Annotated in this window: 16 protein-coding genes; 11 read left to right on the forward strand and 5 right to left on the reverse strand. The window is 42.6% G+C overall.

What is annotated here, in order from left to right; translation table 11 throughout:
• Window positions 1–62: 62 nt before the first annotated feature.
• Together QZZ41_RS05600 and QZZ41_RS05605 are read right to left on the reverse strand one after the other, a co-directional pair.
• Complete coding sequence (locus tag QZZ41_RS05600; protein ID WP_295069330.1) at window positions 63–3,074, reverse strand: glycoside hydrolase family 9 protein; 3,012 nt, start codon at window positions 3,072–3,074, stop codon at window positions 63–65.
• Between the two features lie 211 nt (window positions 3,075–3,285).
• On the reverse strand, window positions 3,286–5,451 hold the full coding sequence (locus tag QZZ41_RS05605; protein ID WP_295069333.1) for a glycoside hydrolase family 11 protein: 2,166 nt from the start codon (window positions 5,449–5,451) through the stop codon (window positions 3,286–3,288).
• A gap of 401 nt (window positions 5,452–5,852) precedes the next feature.
• On the opposite strand from QZZ41_RS05605, the gene QZZ41_RS05610 reads away from it, so the two are divergent.
• Window positions 5,853–7,415, forward strand: a complete 1,563-nt coding sequence (locus QZZ41_RS05610; protein ID WP_295069336.1) for a recombinase family protein — start codon at window positions 5,853–5,855, stop codon at window positions 7,413–7,415.
• Window positions 7,416–7,464: 49 nt separating this feature from the next.
• Complete coding sequence (locus QZZ41_RS05615) at window positions 7,465–8,058, forward strand: N-acetylmuramoyl-L-alanine amidase (protein ID WP_295069339.1); 594 nt, start codon at window positions 7,465–7,467, stop codon at window positions 8,056–8,058.
• Window positions 8,059–8,183: 125 nt separating this feature from the next.
• Here the strand turns inward: QZZ41_RS05615 and QZZ41_RS05620 are convergent, their stop codons facing one another.
• Complete coding sequence (locus tag QZZ41_RS05620; protein WP_074717319.1) at window positions 8,184–8,444, reverse strand: TIGR03905 family TSCPD domain-containing protein; 261 nt, start codon at window positions 8,442–8,444, stop codon at window positions 8,184–8,186.
• Between the two features lie 222 nt (window positions 8,445–8,666).
• Between QZZ41_RS05620 and QZZ41_RS05625 the strand changes: the two genes are divergently transcribed.
• The gene (locus QZZ41_RS05625; protein WP_295069342.1) at window positions 8,667–9,662 is read left to right on the forward strand and encodes a glycoside hydrolase family 25 protein; all 996 of its coding nucleotides are present in this window, start codon (window positions 8,667–8,669) and stop codon (window positions 9,660–9,662) included.
• Between the two features lie 85 nt (window positions 9,663–9,747).
• Here QZZ41_RS05625 and QZZ41_RS05630 read toward each other — a convergent pair whose 3' ends face one another.
• Window positions 9,748–9,993, reverse strand: coding sequence for an IreB family regulatory phosphoprotein (locus QZZ41_RS05630; protein WP_028516792.1), 246 nt, complete (start codon window positions 9,991–9,993; stop codon window positions 9,748–9,750).
• Between the two features lie 224 nt (window positions 9,994–10,217).
• The gene (locus tag QZZ41_RS05635; protein WP_295069346.1) at window positions 10,218–10,754 is read right to left on the reverse strand and encodes a 4'-phosphopantetheinyl transferase superfamily protein; all 537 of its coding nucleotides are present in this window, start codon (window positions 10,752–10,754) and stop codon (window positions 10,218–10,220) included.
• Between the two features lie 366 nt (window positions 10,755–11,120).
• Between QZZ41_RS05635 and QZZ41_RS05640 the strand changes: the two genes are divergently transcribed.
• From QZZ41_RS05640 to QZZ41_RS05675, 8 genes are all read left to right on the forward strand, one after another.
• The gene (locus tag QZZ41_RS05640) at window positions 11,121–11,339 is read left to right on the forward strand and encodes a hypothetical protein (RefSeq protein ID WP_295069349.1); all 219 of its coding nucleotides are present in this window, start codon (window positions 11,121–11,123) and stop codon (window positions 11,337–11,339) included.
• 122 nt (window positions 11,340–11,461) lie between these two features.
• Complete coding sequence (locus QZZ41_RS05645) at window positions 11,462–11,884, forward strand: hypothetical protein (protein ID WP_295069350.1); 423 nt, start codon at window positions 11,462–11,464, stop codon at window positions 11,882–11,884.
• Window positions 11,885–11,899: 15 nt separating this feature from the next.
• The gene (locus QZZ41_RS05650; protein WP_295069353.1) at window positions 11,900–12,115 is read left to right on the forward strand and encodes a hypothetical protein; all 216 of its coding nucleotides are present in this window, start codon (window positions 11,900–11,902) and stop codon (window positions 12,113–12,115) included.
• Between the two features lie 33 nt (window positions 12,116–12,148).
• The gene (locus QZZ41_RS05655; RefSeq protein WP_295069355.1) at window positions 12,149–12,430 is read left to right on the forward strand and encodes a hypothetical protein; all 282 of its coding nucleotides are present in this window, start codon (window positions 12,149–12,151) and stop codon (window positions 12,428–12,430) included.
• Window positions 12,431–12,443: 13 nt separating this feature from the next.
• Entirely contained in the window at window positions 12,444–12,686 is a 243-nt protein-coding gene (locus QZZ41_RS05660) for a hypothetical protein (RefSeq protein ID WP_295069358.1), read from the forward strand.
• A 143-nt stretch (window positions 12,687–12,829) separates the two neighbouring features.
• Window positions 12,830–15,592 carry a preprotein translocase subunit SecA gene (secA, locus tag QZZ41_RS05665; RefSeq protein WP_295069362.1) on the forward strand — a complete coding sequence of 921 codons (2,763 nt, stop codon included), beginning with the start codon at window positions 12,830–12,832 and terminating at the stop codon, window positions 15,590–15,592.
• 271 nt (window positions 15,593–15,863) lie between these two features.
• On the forward strand, window positions 15,864–16,847 hold the full coding sequence (locus QZZ41_RS05670; RefSeq protein ID WP_295069365.1) for a hypothetical protein: 984 nt from the start codon (window positions 15,864–15,866) through the stop codon (window positions 16,845–16,847).
• A gap of 87 nt (window positions 16,848–16,934) precedes the next feature.
• A complete protein-coding gene (locus QZZ41_RS05675; protein WP_295069367.1) occupies window positions 16,935–17,702 on the forward strand; it encodes a class I SAM-dependent methyltransferase in 768 nt (255 codons plus the stop codon).
• Window positions 17,703–17,708: the final 6 nt, after the last annotated feature.

Consider the following 17,708-nt stretch of genomic DNA (forward strand, 5'->3'; position numbering starts at 1 on the left):
AAGTATAAAAAGACGGCTAATGAAGGCTTTAAAGCTTACATTAGCCGTTTTTTGAATATAAATCAGTCTATACTAAGTCCAAGTAATAATTTCTGTATGTTCAGCGCATCACCAACAGTCAGACCGTCACCGTTCATATCGCCGTTTATTTCGCCCTGCTTTGTAAGATGATTTTCAGCTGTGCCGTTTATTCCGTATTTATTCGGATTTGCAAGAGCCTGCATAATGAGAACTGCATCGCTCATATCGACCTGACCATCACAGTTGGCATCAAACTTAACGATCATTGGGATAGGCGTGTCAACTGTTACGACAGAAGTTGTGGATACAGTTGTTGTGGTAGTTGTCGTTGTGGTAGTGACAGTGCTTGTATTCGTAGTAGTTGTGGTAGTTGTTTCCTCGGGAGCTTTTCCTAAAATATCCTCAAAGAAAGACAGATTCCAAACCAAGCCTGCCTGCCAGTCAAGAGCAGGACTGTTTACCGACCATGCCTCAATGGAATCGGCATAGCATTTCTGCGGAGATGTCTTTTGGGGATTAAGACCGAGAGCGTGTACATACATATCAGGCACCCATGTATAAGGTCCGCCTGCCATTATTCCGTCAGGAGCTTTGGGGAAGTTCTTGTCGATCTCATATCCCCAGTATTCGTCCACAGGATTTTGAGTATAATATGAACCGCTTCCTGTAACATATGATATACCAAGACCGTTTCTTCCGAAAATATAATCCAAAGCCTGCAAAGCTCCGTTCAGGTACTTTTTGTCGGCTGTTGCATCGTAAGCATAAGCCATTATCAGAGCATTATTTGTAATTGTACTGTTAGAGCCAAGACCGTAGCCATATGAATCAGACGGATGGACTAATGGATCATACCAATGCATCTTCTCATACGGAACACCCATGCCATTGGTTTTCGTATCGCTTTCAAGATCAAGATATTTATTTGCAGTAGTTGTAAGGTTTTTCTTTATTGTTTCCTTGTCAGCATCTGTTGTCTTATCGCTGAGATAAAGAGACAGGGTTCCGCAGCCAATCTTATTGTTTCGGTCAAATGAAGAGAATACTCCGTAGGATTCGAGCATAGGAAGATAAGTCGGGAAACCAAAAGCATAACACTGCATAGCATCATTTGTAATTTCCTTGCTCTTGAACTCCTTCAGATAATCATAGTATGTTTCGTCACCTGTAGTTGCAAACAGCTCACAGGCTGCCCAGTAAGCATCATCTTCAACATCGGAATTATATGAATCAGTATCATGATATGAAGAAAACGGAACAAAATGAACATCTGTCTCCCATGCAGAGTCACTAAATATACCTTCTTTGTATTCAAAATCAGCTTTATATTTTATGACAGCTTCCCATGATCTCTTTGCATGGTCAAGACATTCCTGTGCAAAGTCATCATCAATGCCATTCCACAGACGGGCTGCCTGTGCTGCGCAGGCTATCATATTGAATGTAGCACTGTATGTAGGCGGACAGATTAGACGCGGCGACATTTTTTCGCCGATGTAATCAAGGGGAGCATACGGTACAGGCTCACTCCAGAGGTTCCTTACCCTGTCGTAAACAAAATCCTCATATTCTTCGCCCCATATGCTGTCCTTTTCAGAGTCAACTATCATTCTGAACATGAATTCAAGTTCATATCTGGCCTCGTCAAGAATATCAGGAGTATCAGTACAGTTTACAGTTCCGTTTGATATACTGTATTCGCTTGGAATAGTCATAGTCTTGCCGTCAGCCCATTTGCCGTCGGTCCCGTTTTTCTTTGACCTTTCGTACATATTCTGGAGAAGCCATACAGCATTACCGCCGCTTGAAATACTCTTGCAATGGTTTTCGGGATCGTACCAACCGCCCGAAACGTCCAGAGAGACTTTTTTATTTATATCAATATCAAAATCACGACCAAAATATTCATCATACCATATCGGCTGAACATAGGCTAAGTCAGTGTTTATAAAATCTTTATGGGCGATCTTATTTTTGTCACCAGATGTCACATACTTCGCTTCAACATCAGAACCCGAGCGTTTCTGATAGTAATAATTAAGCGCGTTTCTGAGTACGTTTTTATAGATATCATCACCTATGCTGAACTCATGACTGATGTGTTTATTGCCGTCCTTTTCATCGTCCATAACTATGGTATATACACCGGGAGTATCGAACTTCGAGAAATCAACTATATGGCAGTATTCTCCTGCCATCTCATCATATCCTGCTGGCTCGCTCTTGCCTGTATATACAGTATTTCCGTCCTTGTCGACCAGCTTGAAATCAACAGCTTCTTTATCCTTTTCGGTAACATATGTAGCTTTTTTATCAGCTGTTGTGTAATATCCGAGCTGATTAAGGCGTACATCGTTTTTGGGTATAGTTAAGCCCAAATTACTGTCTCCTGTCCAGCCGCAGGTAGCAGAAATGGGATCTTCATCACAGGTAAGGCATTCGATAGACATATCATCGAACCATATTTCATCACCAGCCTTAGCATTACCCTGATACTTAGTACCTTTTGCATACTGAAATGTCCACTGACATCCTTCAATATCTTCGGTAGGTTTGAATATTCCCTCAATGGTCTGCCATTCGGTTGTGAGTTCCAACGCCTTTGCCGGCCACCGACCATCCATATGAGGTCCCATATGCATATCCGATGATTGACCGTCAAGCACGAAGTATTCTTCAAGGTCGTTTAAAGTACCGATGAACGAGCAAAGCTCCATTTTATCTCTTTTGCTTTTGACTTTAAAGCTGACTTTGTACTCATGACCTTTTTTGAAATTGAGACCTCTGTGTCTGAACTGAAGATCCCACTTTTCATGTTCTGAACCTTCGGGGACACGGATCTGGATATGGAACGTCCCGTCCTCGATATTAAAGGCTTGCTTTGCGGGATTTGATGAACAGATGTGCCATGGAAGCGACTTGTTTTCAAACGAAGTTTCTCCAAGTACCTGCACCGCCGAAGCAGACATGGGAGCAATATAAGCAGATGTTGATGCTGCTAACATTGCCAGTGACAAGATGCCCGAGATAAATTTTTGTGTTTTATTATGCATTTTAAACCCTCCCTTATAAATATGCATTGTATAACTATTATATATGTTTATGAAAAAATAGTCAAGTTTTTGTAAAAATCGGTATATGAAAATTTTGCAATGCAGCCATTAGCTGTTAGCCGTAAGCTATTAGCCGAAGAAGTTCGCATACATTTTTTAAATAGATATGCAGCGGCAAAAGAAAACGCTCGCGAATACGCGAGCGTTATTTTTATTCTGTTTTGGTCTTGTCAAAGAATGATAATTCCTCGATATCAATATGTCCCGATGTATTGTCAGCACTTAATTCAAATTTTATTTCGCTTGGTTTGGCATTTTCCATACCATAATACTTCAGTATCTCTGAAAAGTCAATTTCTCTTTCAAAGCTGCATGGTACGCCGCATTCAATGATATTTTCTGTGGGATAGAGCCAGTACACAGGTTCAAATATGTCATTTCCCTCAGTTTCCTTATCAACGTAATACTCTGTTCCGCCAATAGTCACGCGCTCCATATCGTCAGCTCCCGATAACCACCTGAGCCTATCTTTTTCATCTGCACCGTCTACAACAAACACATTGAAAGTTTTGCCGTCTTTTATGAATCCTGCAGTCAGTGTAACAGTAATATCATGGTAACTGCTGTCGTTTTTAAATACCTGATCATCAGTTACTGCTTTTCCCGAATATTTTACGCTCAGCTCGTCATAGCCGTGAAGCACCCTTGAAGATGATGCCTCATAATTTCTGACATTTTCCCATTCTGCCATAAATGTACCGTTTTCACGGAGAGCCGTTTTTACAGATTTGGAATTGCCTCCGTAAGCACTTACTATATGAGTTGTACCGTTAACTTCTTTATTAAAACTTCCAAGGTATAATTCCGTACCGATCTCAGGTTCGGGGATAGACTTTGCCTGACCGAGAACGAAACGTGTAAGAAGTACCAGATCACTTATATTGAGCTTGCAGTCTCCGTTGACATCGTGAACAGCGTCAATGGAAAAATCACTTGCATCAATGAGTTCTTTTCTCAATGCGATAATATCGAACATATCAACTGAATTATCATGGTTGATATCTCCGCGTACACGATCATCTGATGGATTTATCATCTCATTATATTTATCCGCTTCGCAGATATAGAGATTATCTGCGTAGAAATCCACAGCTTCGTTAGCTGTTACGGTGAGATAGGCTTTTGTGAAGCAATCAGCGGATACTGAAAAATGGAACGGCTCTACAGATACCCAGCGTCCTGCGGGAACGGTCCTGCTGTATTTGTCAGCGAAAAAAATGCCTCTGGTATTGTTCTCGAACATGACCTCAAAATCAAAGGTTACAGCCTTGTCCGAATTCTGGAACAGCTTTATTCCACTTACAAGATCACTGCTTCTGAAGTCATACGGATCTATCTCGTACATAAATGTACGTTTGTTATCGCCCTCAGCTGATATGAGCACTGAACGCTCGCCGCTGACAGAACGTTCATCACTGTATGAAGCCTGACATTCTTCGCTGAGTGTACCGAACTTGTCATTATCGGTTTCAAAGTCGGTATATACTGTTCTTCCTTCTTCGTCAGGTTCACCAGGTTCATGCTTTTTATATGCAAAAACAGGTCCGTAATTCAACTCAGGAGTGATCTCCTTTGTGATGTCGAGCGAGTTCAGTTTGACGCTGCCGCTGCTTCGGTAGCCTTCGGAGTCGAATCCAATATTATATATATATCCAAGCTCAAAGCCTGCTTCGGACCATGCTTTAAAATGGTCAGCAACATTGACAGTATTTTTGATATTGCAGGTACCGTCTATCTTTTCGGCTTGATTTTCCCTTGCAACGCTATAGTAAATATACTTAGGCGAGTTATTATCGCTAAAGCAGGCTATCTGAGCTATGACGCTCCTGTAAATGTCATATGTAATGCCATTTGATTCAAATGAGCCATAATCTTTGTCATCATTTCCCCGGGGACGCCAGCTTCCCCAGCTGTCTATGATATAGAAATATTTATCAGGCTCATCCATACAGCCATAAATGCCGCAGTAATTGTTCTGCCCCATATAGTCGATATCTGCATCATATGTCACATTGTATTCCTTAAGCTGGGATGCAAATATCTCTTTTCTTTCAAAGGCTTCACCTTTCATTACAAAAGAGTTCTCGATATTGCTCCAGCTGACAGAATAGCCGTTATTTTCAGTGTTTTCGTAATTGAGTTCTCCGGTGCCGTTCTGCCGCCATACCTCATAATGATAGCCGTCTATATCTCCGTCCTCGAAATAATCAGCTGCGTATACATTTGATGAAGATATGACCGACGGCAGATTTACTGTACCCAACAGACAAAATCCAGCTGTCAGGACAGCCGCTGTTCTGGCAAACGATTTATGCATAATAATTCCTCCTCACTGAAAAACAAATCAAATTCAGAAATAACATATCCTCTTTTCATGCTATCATTTTTATTCTGAAATGTCAAATCATTTTTTGCTAAAAAAGGCGGTACGTAGCCAACTGCTGTTCCATTGATATTAATTGTTCTGCAATTATGTTTACGATAAACGCAGACACAGATCAAGCGGTAATATAGCGTTGTCTGACCGCATATAATTCAAGGAAAGGGGGAGTACCATGAAGGAGAGAATATATATTAAAAACAGCTATAAATCACCAAATGTTGAACACTTGCGGAAAGCTGTCACTGAAAAGATCGAAAAGCTTATAAATCGTCAGCTCAGTAAAGCTTGCTGATAATAAGTGCAGCACATTGAAGGAGGTGAGGTCAACGCCTAAAGTGGCTATATATTGCCGATTGTCCATAGAAGACAAGGACAAAGCGAAGAACGGCTCAAGCGCAAGCATACAAAATCAAAAGGCAATGCTCCGTGACTACTGTCACGAGCGTGATTGGGAGATCTTTGACATCTACGTTGACGACGGCTGCAGCGGCATTGACCGCACCCGTCCCGAGTTCAACCGTATGCTCAGGGACTGCGAGAACGGAAAAATCGACATTGTTCTGTGCAAAGACCAGTCCCGCTTCTCACGCGATACAGTGGTTATCGAGCAGTTTATCAACGACAGGTTTTTAGAGTGGGGGATACGCTTCATCGGAGTCGCCGACAATGCAGATACAGACAGCGAAAGCTATTCCACAATGCGGCTGTTCACCAGTGCCTACAACGAGATGTACGTAAAGGATATTTCCTCGAAAATTCGGCGTACTCTCGCATATAAACGTGAGCAGGGACAGTTCATAGGCTCTTTTGCTCCATATGGCTATACTATTGACCCAAAAGAAAAACATCATCTTGTTATAGACGAAGAAACTGCACCTGTTGTGCGGCTTATATTCGATATGTACGTCAGCGGTGAGGGCTACCGCAGAATAGTTCAGCGGCTGAACGCCGACGGCATCGTAAGTCCGTCAGAGTACAAGCGTCAGAAGGGTTCAAAGTATGTTAATCTCAATGCCGATACGAGTAATGCCAAGGGACTTTGGACGCAGTCTACTGTTGCAAGGATCTTGCGTAATGAAATGTACACGGGTACGCTTGTGCAAGGAAAGTCCCACCACATCAGCTACAAAAACAAGAAGCGAAAGAAAGTGGAGCAGTCTGAATGGGTCCGTATTCCCGATGCACACGAGGCTATAATAGACACTGAAACATGGTCACGTACACAGGAACGTATTAACGGCAATGTTAGAGCAGAAAAGTGTTCGCAGGAGCTCTCTCCGCTGTCAGGAAAGGTCAGATGTGCTTGCTGCGGACGACCTATGAAGCGTAATATTTATTATAACAAGGCTAAGACTATAAAGTACTACGGACTGCAATGCGCAACTTACAAGACAGGTGCAATGAACTGTCCCAACAGATCAAGTATCAGCGGTCTTGTCCTTGAAAGGCATATTCTCGTTGAACTTAACGCTGTCGTTGAGCAGTTCTGCCAAGCTGATGAGATACAGCTCACGGATATCCACTCCGAGCAGCTAAGGGAGCTTGAACGCAGGCTCTGTACACTTGAAGCAAGGCAGAAAACAGCTAATGATCGCCTTTTGAAAATGTACAAGGACAAGCTTGACGGAATGCTGTCAGACGGGGACTACTCTGTGTTCAGACAGAGCCTAAGCGATGAGGAGAATGATCTCACGGAGCAGATAGCAGAGCTCGGGCAACAGATAGCGGACTGCCGAAAACGTCAGGAAAATGCCGAGGTGCAGAAGGCTCTGATTGGGCAGTTTACCCACTTCGATAAGCTTGACCGTATTATTGCTGACGAGTTCATCGAATATATCGAGATAGGGGAGACCTGCGAGAGCGGCGCGCGAGAAATACATATACACTGGAAGCTGTAGAGGTATGCTGTTATTTTGGAAAATCGAAGCTGCTTAGCGGATAGATCTTATGACTGTAGTTAAGACATATCCACCACATGGCGGAATAGACGGCGGCTGTACCTCTGCCGAAGGAGTTCCTGAGAAAGGGATAAACCTCGATATATTGTTGAAGCTTAGGGATTTGCTTGAAGTAAACGGATTTGAGGTCAGGGTAACAAGAGACACTGACAGATCGATACACAACGAAGGAGTGGAGGGTATAGCAGCGCAGAAAAGCTCGGATATGGATAACAGACTTGCCATATTCAACGAGAGCGATAATGCTGTGTGTATATCAATACATCAGAATCAGTTCACAGATCCGAAATACAGCGGAGCACAGATGTTTTACTCGGGCAGCAACAGTACCAGCGAAGCCCTTGCAAGGGCTTTGCAAGGGAAGTTCAGGGAGTTTTTGCAGCCTGATAATGACAGGGAGATAAAGCTGTGCGGAAAGGAGCTTTTTCTCTGTTATTACAGCAATAATCCTACAGTTATGGCGGAATGCGGCTTTTTGTCCAATCCCGATGAGGCTTCGCTTCTGAATACGGAGGAGTACCGTTCAAAGGTGGCATTTACGCTTTTTTCGGGGATAAATGATTATCTGGATCAGAAGAAATAAAACAACGGGAGCTTTTTTAGCTCCCGTTGTTGTTACATTTTTATTGTTCTGAACGATAGTACATATATCAAAACGATATCATTCGGTATGAGAAGCAGCTTTACTGATACTATCAGGTTTTGAGCTTATGCGTTTTTCTGCTTTTCATATGCTTCGCGGACAGCGAGACAGAGCTGATCTGCGCAGGAAGTAGGTCTCCTGCCGCAGGTATTACCTTTGAGCTTAGCCTCTATCTGTTCAACGGTCCAGCCGTCAAGTATTTTTGAGATAGCCTTTAGGTTTCCGTTGCAGCCGCCCACGAACGATATATTGGTGATAACATCGCCTTCTATGTGAAAGCTTATTTCCTGTGAACAGACCATATTTGTTTTGTAAGTGTAATCCATAATATCCTCCTTATTGATAATGATATGGTAAAAATAATTTATCTTGTTTTGATTTTATACTAAAAAAGCATTTTTGTCAACAGACAGTTGCTGAAAATTCTGTGAAAAAACGTTATATGACAAAACTGTTATTTTTTAAGAGTGAAATAATGTTTACAAACAGAGAAAAATATGATATTATATACTTACAGACAAAAAACGAACATAAAAATGGAGGAAACAATGTCAGAACCCAGAAGAAGGATACGTTTCAAGAGCATTGCTATACTTGAAGCGGTAATTATACTTATACTAACGATCGCGCTGATATGGATAGCGTTTATACGCGGCAGAGATGATGCAGTTGCTGCAAATTCCAAATCAAAAGGAACTGATGTGCGCAGAAGAGCGGTAATTGAGAAGGAAGAGACTTTTTACCAGCTTGACGGCAAGAAGCTGCTTATGCATGACAGCTCGCTTGGAGAAGTATTCGTACCTGTTTATGCAGATGTTCCTGCAAGTACTGTCGATGTCAATAATATTTCTATGAGGAACGGATATGCTTATTATACGGAAAACGGCGAAGTTAATTCCGAAAACGGCATAGATGTTTCGGAATTCCAGGGCGAGATCGACTGGGAGCAGGTAAAGCAGGCTGGTATCGACTTTGCCATAATACGTGTTGGCTATCGTACATACGGCGGCGGTGTTGTTACATATGATGAACAGTTCAGAAACAATATCGAGGGAGCTCTTGCACAGGGCATAAAGGTCGGAGCGTATTTCTACTCGCAGGCAACTACAGCAGATGAAGCAGTTGATGAGGCTGATGCTATCATAGATGCACTCAGCGGTTATGATATCACATACCCTGTAGTTTATGACTGGGAGCTTGTATCGGGAGATGCTGCACGTACAGACGATGTGAGCGTGGAAGCACTTGCGGATTGCTGCGTATCGTTCTGCGAAAGAATAAAGGATTCGGGATATACTCCTATGGTATACCAGAACAAGACAACAGCAATGCACAAGCTTGATATACCGAGAGTCAAGGACTACGACTTCTGGCTTGCAGAATACAGTGACAAGCCGTCCTATTACTATGACTTTAAGATCTGGCAGTACTCGAATTCGGGAAATGTTCCCGGTATCGAGGGCAATGTTGACCTTAACATATGCTTTGAGCCATACGGCGGTAAAAAAGCAGATAAAGCAGACAAATCGGAAAAAGCAGAATGAAAAAGGCGGATCATTGATCCGCCTTTTTGCACATATAAAACAACAGGGACGACCATAGGTCGTCCCTTAACTAATCACTGATTAATTATGCATTCAGATATGATCTTACAAGCACCTGTAAAAGCTCGTCACGGTCGATGTGACGAATAAGGCTTCTTGCATTGTTGTATGTTGTGATGTATGTAGGATCCTCTGAAAGGATATAGCCTACTATCTGATTGACAGGATTATATCCCTTTTGAGTGAGAGCGTCGTAGATAATAGTGAGATTTTTTTTCAGCTCTGCTTCCCTGTCTTCATTAACTGAGAACGTCATGGTTTTATCGAACATAGTATCAGCCTCCCGATTTGTGGAATACTTCTGGTGAAACGCGAATGGATCAAACAAGAAGCTTACTACTATTATAACCTAAAATCGGCGGCAATGCAAGGGTATAAAGGAATTTTTCCCGATTTGACCGAATTTCACTCTTTATTTTATGGATTTTGCACATCTGAGACAGTTTGAAAACGACATTTTCCACAGAAATCCTGCCGAAATGACATGGCTTAGCGTTAATTTTGTTTTATTATTTCGCATACGGATACTACAAATCGTTTTTCGCCGATGATATACTGTCTGAAACGGCAGTTTTCGATGTTTGTGACTATATCAGTTCCCAAAAAGCTGAATTCAACTTCGTTCATAGGGTAGGAGATACCGATGCCGATAGCCTTTACATAGGCTTCCTTGAGAGTCCATAGCTTGAAAAAGAGCAGAGCCTTTTCGCTGTCGGGAGTATTCTCGAACATTGCTTTCTCATTCTCTGAAAATACCCGTTTTACCACATTCGGACGGAAGTCCCTGACCTTTTCGCAGTCAATTCCGCACTCATAGTCTGATATCATACAAGCGGCGATGCCCTCTGCGTGGGAAAGGTTGTAATGTATATCGGGACGCTCTGCAAGGGAGGGCTTGCCCATTTTGTTTTTGGTTATGGGAGTATCTTCGGTGTAGTTTATATTTCTGAGCTTCAGGGCTTCTCTCAGCATTTTGTGAGCGTAGCCGTGGAGCTGTTTTTTTTCGGTATTTGTCATTGATATCATAAGCATATTGATCACCGTATCATTACTGTAAATTGAAATAGGGAAGATAATTACTGCGTAATAAAGCCGTTAGCCATGAGCCCTTAGCCGAAAGTGTTCGCTTACGCTCATGATATTTAAATTATTCGCCGAAGGAGACGCATTGGCTAATAGCTAATGCCTAAAGGCTAATGGCTAAGTGCAAGGGCTGGATGATAATACTTCCCAGATTCAAACATTATTATACCACATTTTACAGTATATTTGCAATAACAAATGACAAATGTCACTGAGATAGTGACAAACGATATCTTGTGGAAGTGTTGACAAAATGGTATTATAATCACACAGGGAGCTCATATGAGCATGGTTTAAGATGAGAAAGGAAAAGATATGGATAATTGTATTGATATGTTTACGGTAATGATCTTTTTAGGCGGTATGATAATGCTGATATTTGGCATAGACTGGGGCTGGTATTCGGAAGATCCGAAGAAAAAGATCAAAGGAAAGGTCATATTTGCTGTTTCGCTGATAATTTGTGTTAGTATAATTTACCTGTGGATAAAGAGTACTGCGCATGGTTCAGTTTTTGGGACCTGCTGCGGATAGGGTGGATAATAGGCAGTGTGTTTTTGCTGATACTGGGGTGTATAGTGTTTGGCTGGCTTAAATCCTGTGATGATTGTATTGTAGGCATTGGAAAAATAGGGTAATGCGAAAGGAGAATATTTATGACCGCATTATTCGTGATAATTTTATTGATAGTTGGAATATGGCTGGCTGCTGATTACTCAAATGATAAAAATAATAAGGCTGAATTGGTGGGAGCGATAATCCTGATAGGTATAGCGGCAATTATTATTGGTGCATGGCTGGTATTTCTGTCTGTGACAGTAAAATTAGGTCAAAGTGAAAGGAGCTTTTATATGATCATGTTTTTTGCGTTAATTCTGATGATACTTGGAATACGTCTGGCTGTTGATTACAGCGATGATAAAACTCAGAAAGCTAAATTGGTGGGAGCAATAATGCTGATAGTTATTGCTTTGGCTTTGGGCAGTATATATCTGGCACTTCGGGCAATGGCTGAAGCATTCGGTCAGTGCTTTGATCTTGGCTGCGAAACAGCCGAGGGTGTCGGAAGAATAGGTTAAGGAAAGGATATATTTATGTTTGTTGCATTTTTGATAACCGTGGCAGTTGTTGTTGTGTTTGTATTTATCGCATTTGTGCTGGAAAGCCTGAATATTGACCATGAAAGGCTGAAAAGAGCTGTGCTTTTCATCATCATTGCGGCAGGTGTTATATTTATATACTACATCATCGGAAAGTTCTTCATATCAGACCTTGACTCATGTAAGCCATTTGTAAGCAGAAGGCACTGATTTGGTTTATATGTAAGACAGGAGGTATGGAAAATGTTATTGTTTTTGCTTATCATAATTATTTCGATAATAGGAATTATTGCTTTGTCAGGTAATGGCTATGATGACAAAATCAGCGAAAATGAAGAAACTGACGAAAAAAGCAGATTAAAGGAAGAATTCAGGAGTGAAATAAAAGCATTTATCATTATAGGACTTATTATTGCTTCGCTCTTTTTAGTCGGTTATATGGTTTGGAGTTTTATTGCAGATGCAATGTTTGTGTTGTTCGATCCCTTTGTTGATGCGCTGCACGAAACTCAGAAGCACGGATAAGCAGAGGTGGAATATGGAGATCATTTATATTGGGGCAGTAACTTTAGCGGTGATTGGTATATGGGTATTTTTAGCTTTTAAAGATACCTCTGAAACGAGCCCCGGCAAAGATAATAAAGGCATACGTATCTTTAAGATCGTATTGATGATCCTGCTGATAGTCCTTATTTTAGGGATATTTGTTTTTATACAGGCCATTAACGAATTGGGGGATATGTTCAATTCCTGCTGTTCGGAAGTGGAGAAGATGGGATAAATGCCGAAAATCTGCCGAAATCAGACGTTGTTAACCAAATGCTACGTGGGTATTGACAAACAGAGCCATTTGTTGTAAAATATATTATGTGTATTTATACTATCAAGACCTACACTATTATAATGTAAAGGCGGAAAACAAAAATGGGTTTATTCAAAAACGTTTTTGGCGCGAACGCTTATTCCAACCGTGAATTAAAGCGTATCGAACCTATTAAAAATAAAGTTCTTGAACTGGATGAAGAGTATCAGGAGCTCTCAGATGCAGAGCTCAAGGCTAAAACAGCCGAATTTAAGGAAAGACTTGAGGACGGCGAAACTCTCGATGATATACTCCCCGAGGCTCTTGCTACTGTAAGAGAAGCTGCATGGCGTGTTCTTGAGAAAAAGCCTTATCCTGTTCAGATCATCGGTGCTATCGTTCTTCACCAGGGACGTATCGCTGAAATGAAGACAGGTGAAGGTAAAACTCTCGTTGCCTGTGTTGCTTCATACCTCAATGCGCTTTCAGGTCTCGGCGTTCATGTCGTTACCGTTAACGATTACCTTGCAAAGACTCAGGCTGAGGAAATGGGTAAGGTACTCCGCTGGCTGGGACTTACAGTAGGCTGTATCCTTCACGGTCTCAACAACGATCAGCGTCGTGCTGCATATAACTGCGATGTAACCTATGCTACAAATAACGAGCTCGGTTTCGACTATCTCCGTGATAACATGGTAACTCACAAGGAAGAGCGTGTTCAGCGTGCTCCTAACTTTGCTATCGTGGACGAGGTCGACTCTATCCTCATCGACGAGGCACGTACTCCTCTTATCATTTCGGGACGCGGTGATAAGTCCACTGATCTCTATGCTATTGTTGACCGCTTTGCAAAGACACTTACTTCAACTACTGTTGTTGAAATGGACGATAAGGTAGATCAGGAGTCTATCAATGATACTGCTGACTATATCATCGACGAAAAGGCTAAGACAGCTACTATCACACAGCGCGGTGTTAAGAAGGCTGAGCAGGCATTCAGAATCGAGAACCTTATGGATTCAGAGAATATGACACTTCTTCACCACATCAATCAGGCTATCAAGGCTAACGGTGTTATGAAGAACGATATAGACTACGTTGTCAAGGACGGCGAGATCATCATCGTTGATGAGTTCACAGGCCGTCTTATGATGGGACGTCGTTTCAACGACGGTCTCCACCAGGCTATCGAGGCTAAGGAAGGCGTTAAGATCAAGAGCGAGTCAAAGACTCTTGCTACTATCACTTTCCAGAACTTCTTCCGTCTTTACACAAAGCTGTCAGGTATGACAGGTACTGCTATGACAGAAGAGGACGAGTTCAAGGAGATCTACAAGCTCGATGTTATCGCTATACCTACAAACAAGCCTGTTATCCGTATAGATTACAACGACCTTGTTTATACTACTGAAAAGGGCAAATATGCTGCTATCATCGAGAAGATCATCGAATGTCACGATAAAGGACAGCCTATCCTCGTTGGTACTGTTTCTATCGAGAAGTCAGAGCTCCTCTCTGCTATGCTCAAGAGAAAGGGCGTAAAGCACGAGGTACTCAACGCTAAGCAGCACGCTAAGGAAGCTGAGATCGTTGCTCAGGCAGGTAAGTACGGTGCAGTTACCATCGCTACCAACATGGCTGGACGTGGTACCGATATCATGCTCGGCGGTAATGCTGAATTCCTTGCAAGAGCTGAACTGAGAAAGCGCGAGATACCTGAGGAGATCATCACAGAGGCTATCGGCTTTGCTGATACTGATAATCAGGAAGTTATCGAAGCAAGAAAGCTCTACCGTGAGCTTTATGATAAGTACAATGCTGAGGTTAAGGAGAAGGCTGTTGCTGTTAAGGAAGCAGGCGGTCTCTATATCCTCGGTACAGAAAGACACGAATCAAGACGTATCGACAACCAGCTCCGCGGACGTTCGGGCCGTCAGGGCGACGAGGGCGAAAGCTGCTTCTTCCTCTCTGTTGAGGACGACCTCATGCGTATCTTCGCAGGTGACCGTCTTGAAAATATGATGAGAACTCTTAACGTTGACGAGAATACTCCTATCGAGAGCAAGATGCTCACAAGAATTATCGAGTCCTCACAGAAGAAGGTCGAGGGACAGAACTTCAGCGTAAGAAAGAACGTCCTCAACTACGACGACGTTATGAATACTCAGCGTGAGATCATCTACAAGCAGAGATCACAGGTTCTTGACGGTGAGGATCTCCACGAGAGCATTCTCAAGATGATGGAAGATCTTATCAAGTCTACTGTTGATACATACCTTGTTGATGACGAGGTAAAGGACGACTGGAATATTGTCGGACTCAAGGATCACTTCCTTGGCTGGCTCATCGGTCCTGAGGATCTTACTTTCGAGGAAGGCGAGATCGAAGATGTATCCAAGGAAGATATCGTTAATGCTCTCAGCACTAAGGCAGGAGAGATCTATCAGGCTAAGGAAGAGGAATACGGCGCAGAGATCATGCGTGAGCTCGAACGTGTTATCCTCCTGAAGGTAGTTGATACAAAGTGGATGGCTCATATCGATGATATGGAAGAGCTCAAGAAGGGTATCGGTCTCCGTTCATACGGTCAGAAGAACCCTGTTATCGAGTATCGTTACGAAGGCTTCGAGATGTTCGATGCTATGGTAGAGTCTATCCGTGAGGATACTATCCGTATGCTCCTTACAGTAAAGCTCCAGAAGAACGAAGCTCCCGAGCGTGAGCAAGTAGCTAAGCCTGATGCTCCTAATGCAGGTGCAGGCGACGGAAGCTTTAGTGATGAGCCTGTTCGTGTAAAGAAAATAGGCGATAACGATCCGTGCCCCTGCGGAAGCGGCAAGAAGTATAAGAAGTGCTGCAAGGCTAAGGACGCAGCAAACAAGTAATACAGAGGGGCGGTTTTCTCCGCCCCTTTTCTGCGTTGATGCAGGATAGAAAGAAAATAATGATTGAATTAGGGAAGTATTATCTCAGCCTTTAGCTTTTAGGCTTTAGCTATTAGCAAATGTGTCGCCTTCGGCGAATAATTAAAATAATGTGAGCGTAAGCGAACTCTTTCGGCTAATGCCTAATGGCTAACGGCTACATTTTTCCTTTCCTATTTCAATTTACAGTATACTAAGGCTTTTTGAAAGAAAGGTATTATGAGGTGACATTATGAAGAAATATATCTTACCTGTTCTTGCACTGGCTCTCCTTACGGGCTGCGGCAAGGTAAGCGAGGTAAAGGATACAGACCGTCCTATAAATATTGTTTCGGGTACTGTTGAGGGAACTACAAAGGATATCTCAACTACAGATACAGAAGCCGATGACGATATCGTTTCGGGAACTACTACAGATAAGGCAGGAAATAAGGTATCAGGCACTACGACTACTACAAGTGCAGGTTCAAAGAAGTCTGCTGTTACCCGTGCAAACGGCGGCAGCGGCGGAGTTTACGGAACTACAAGAGCTGTACCTGTTGCTCCGAAGAGCAATAATACCAAGAAAACAACAACTACAGCAGCTCCTGCAACAACTCAGCCTGCTACACAGTCTCCGAAATTCGATCCTAAGGATTGCAGCTCTATCTCATTCGGATATTCTAACAGCACACCTAACAAAATAGATGTATCAAGACAATACAATGACGGACAAGCACGTTCATATCAGGTGCTGAGTGCAGATACTGCCGAGATACAGAAGGCTATAGAGAAGGACTCTTCAAAGACCATAAATGATTTTGTTATAAAGAACGATTATGACTTTGACGGTTATCCTGATATCTTCATAATTGAAAAGCCAGATGACCTTAACAAAACAGGTAAGTATTACCACTATGACCCGGAAAGCGGCAACTATCAGGCGTGGGCAGAGCTTAACAGCATACATCTGGAGTTTGCAAGAAATGCCGCTGAGGATCTGCTTATTACCGTTGAGAAAAAAGACGATATCGAATATGAGGAAAAGGCTTATTACTGGAACGAGCAAAATCAGCTCTCACTGAGAAGCTATACTCATAAGTACAAGGCAGGAGATACTATCCTCATAGAATATGTGGGTTATGATAATAGCGGTGCCGAGACATTCAGAGAGACACGCGATGAAAACGGAAATCTCGTAGGCGGAAATACAGGCGATCAGTCGCAGGGCGAATAAGCCTTTGCGCAAAGGAAAATGCTTTCATGGACTGTACCTTATATGGTGCAGTCCTTTGCTGTAATCAAAACGGAAGAGTGATTAAATATGAGCGGATACAGTGCGTTTGCACGTTACTATGACGAGCTTACGGCAAATATAGACTATAAACACCGAGGTGAGTTTTTCCACGGCATAATTCAGAAGTTCAAGACCACAAAGGAGAATATCCTCCTTGATCTTGCCTGCGGTACGGGAAGTATCTCCGAGGTAATGGCAGGTCTGGGGTACGATGTTATCGGAGTTGATAACTCCGATGAGATGCTGGGCATAGCTCTTGATAAGAAGTTCGACAGCGGACTGAATATACAGTATCTATGTCAGGATATGCGTAAGCTTGATATGTTCGGGACTGTGGATATTACCATATGCGCCCTTGACAGTATCAATCACCTTGCAAGTATCGGCGATGTGAAAAAGGTGTTCGAGAATGTGGCTTTCTTCTCGGAGCAGGACGGACTTTTCATATTCGATGTGAATACTCCCTACAAACACCGCGAGATACTGGCAAACAATACCTTTACATATGAGACGGAACACGTTTACTGCGTGTGGGAGAATACCCTTGTCCCCGATACCCTTGAAGTTAAAATGGAGCTTGAATTCTTCGAGCGCGAGGAGAACGGGCTTTATTCACGAAGCTCCGACGGCTTCTCGGAAAAGGCTTACAGTGAAGAGGATATCGAGGCTCTGCTTAAAGAGTGCGGGTTTGAAGTGCTGGCAAAGTACGGCGATGATACCCTTGAACCGCCCTGTGAGACTTCACAGCGTATAGTCTATGCCGCAAGATGTATCAGAAGCGGTCAGAAATATTGAAAGGAT

The sequence above is a fragment of the Ruminococcus sp. genome (assembly GCF_016283395.1).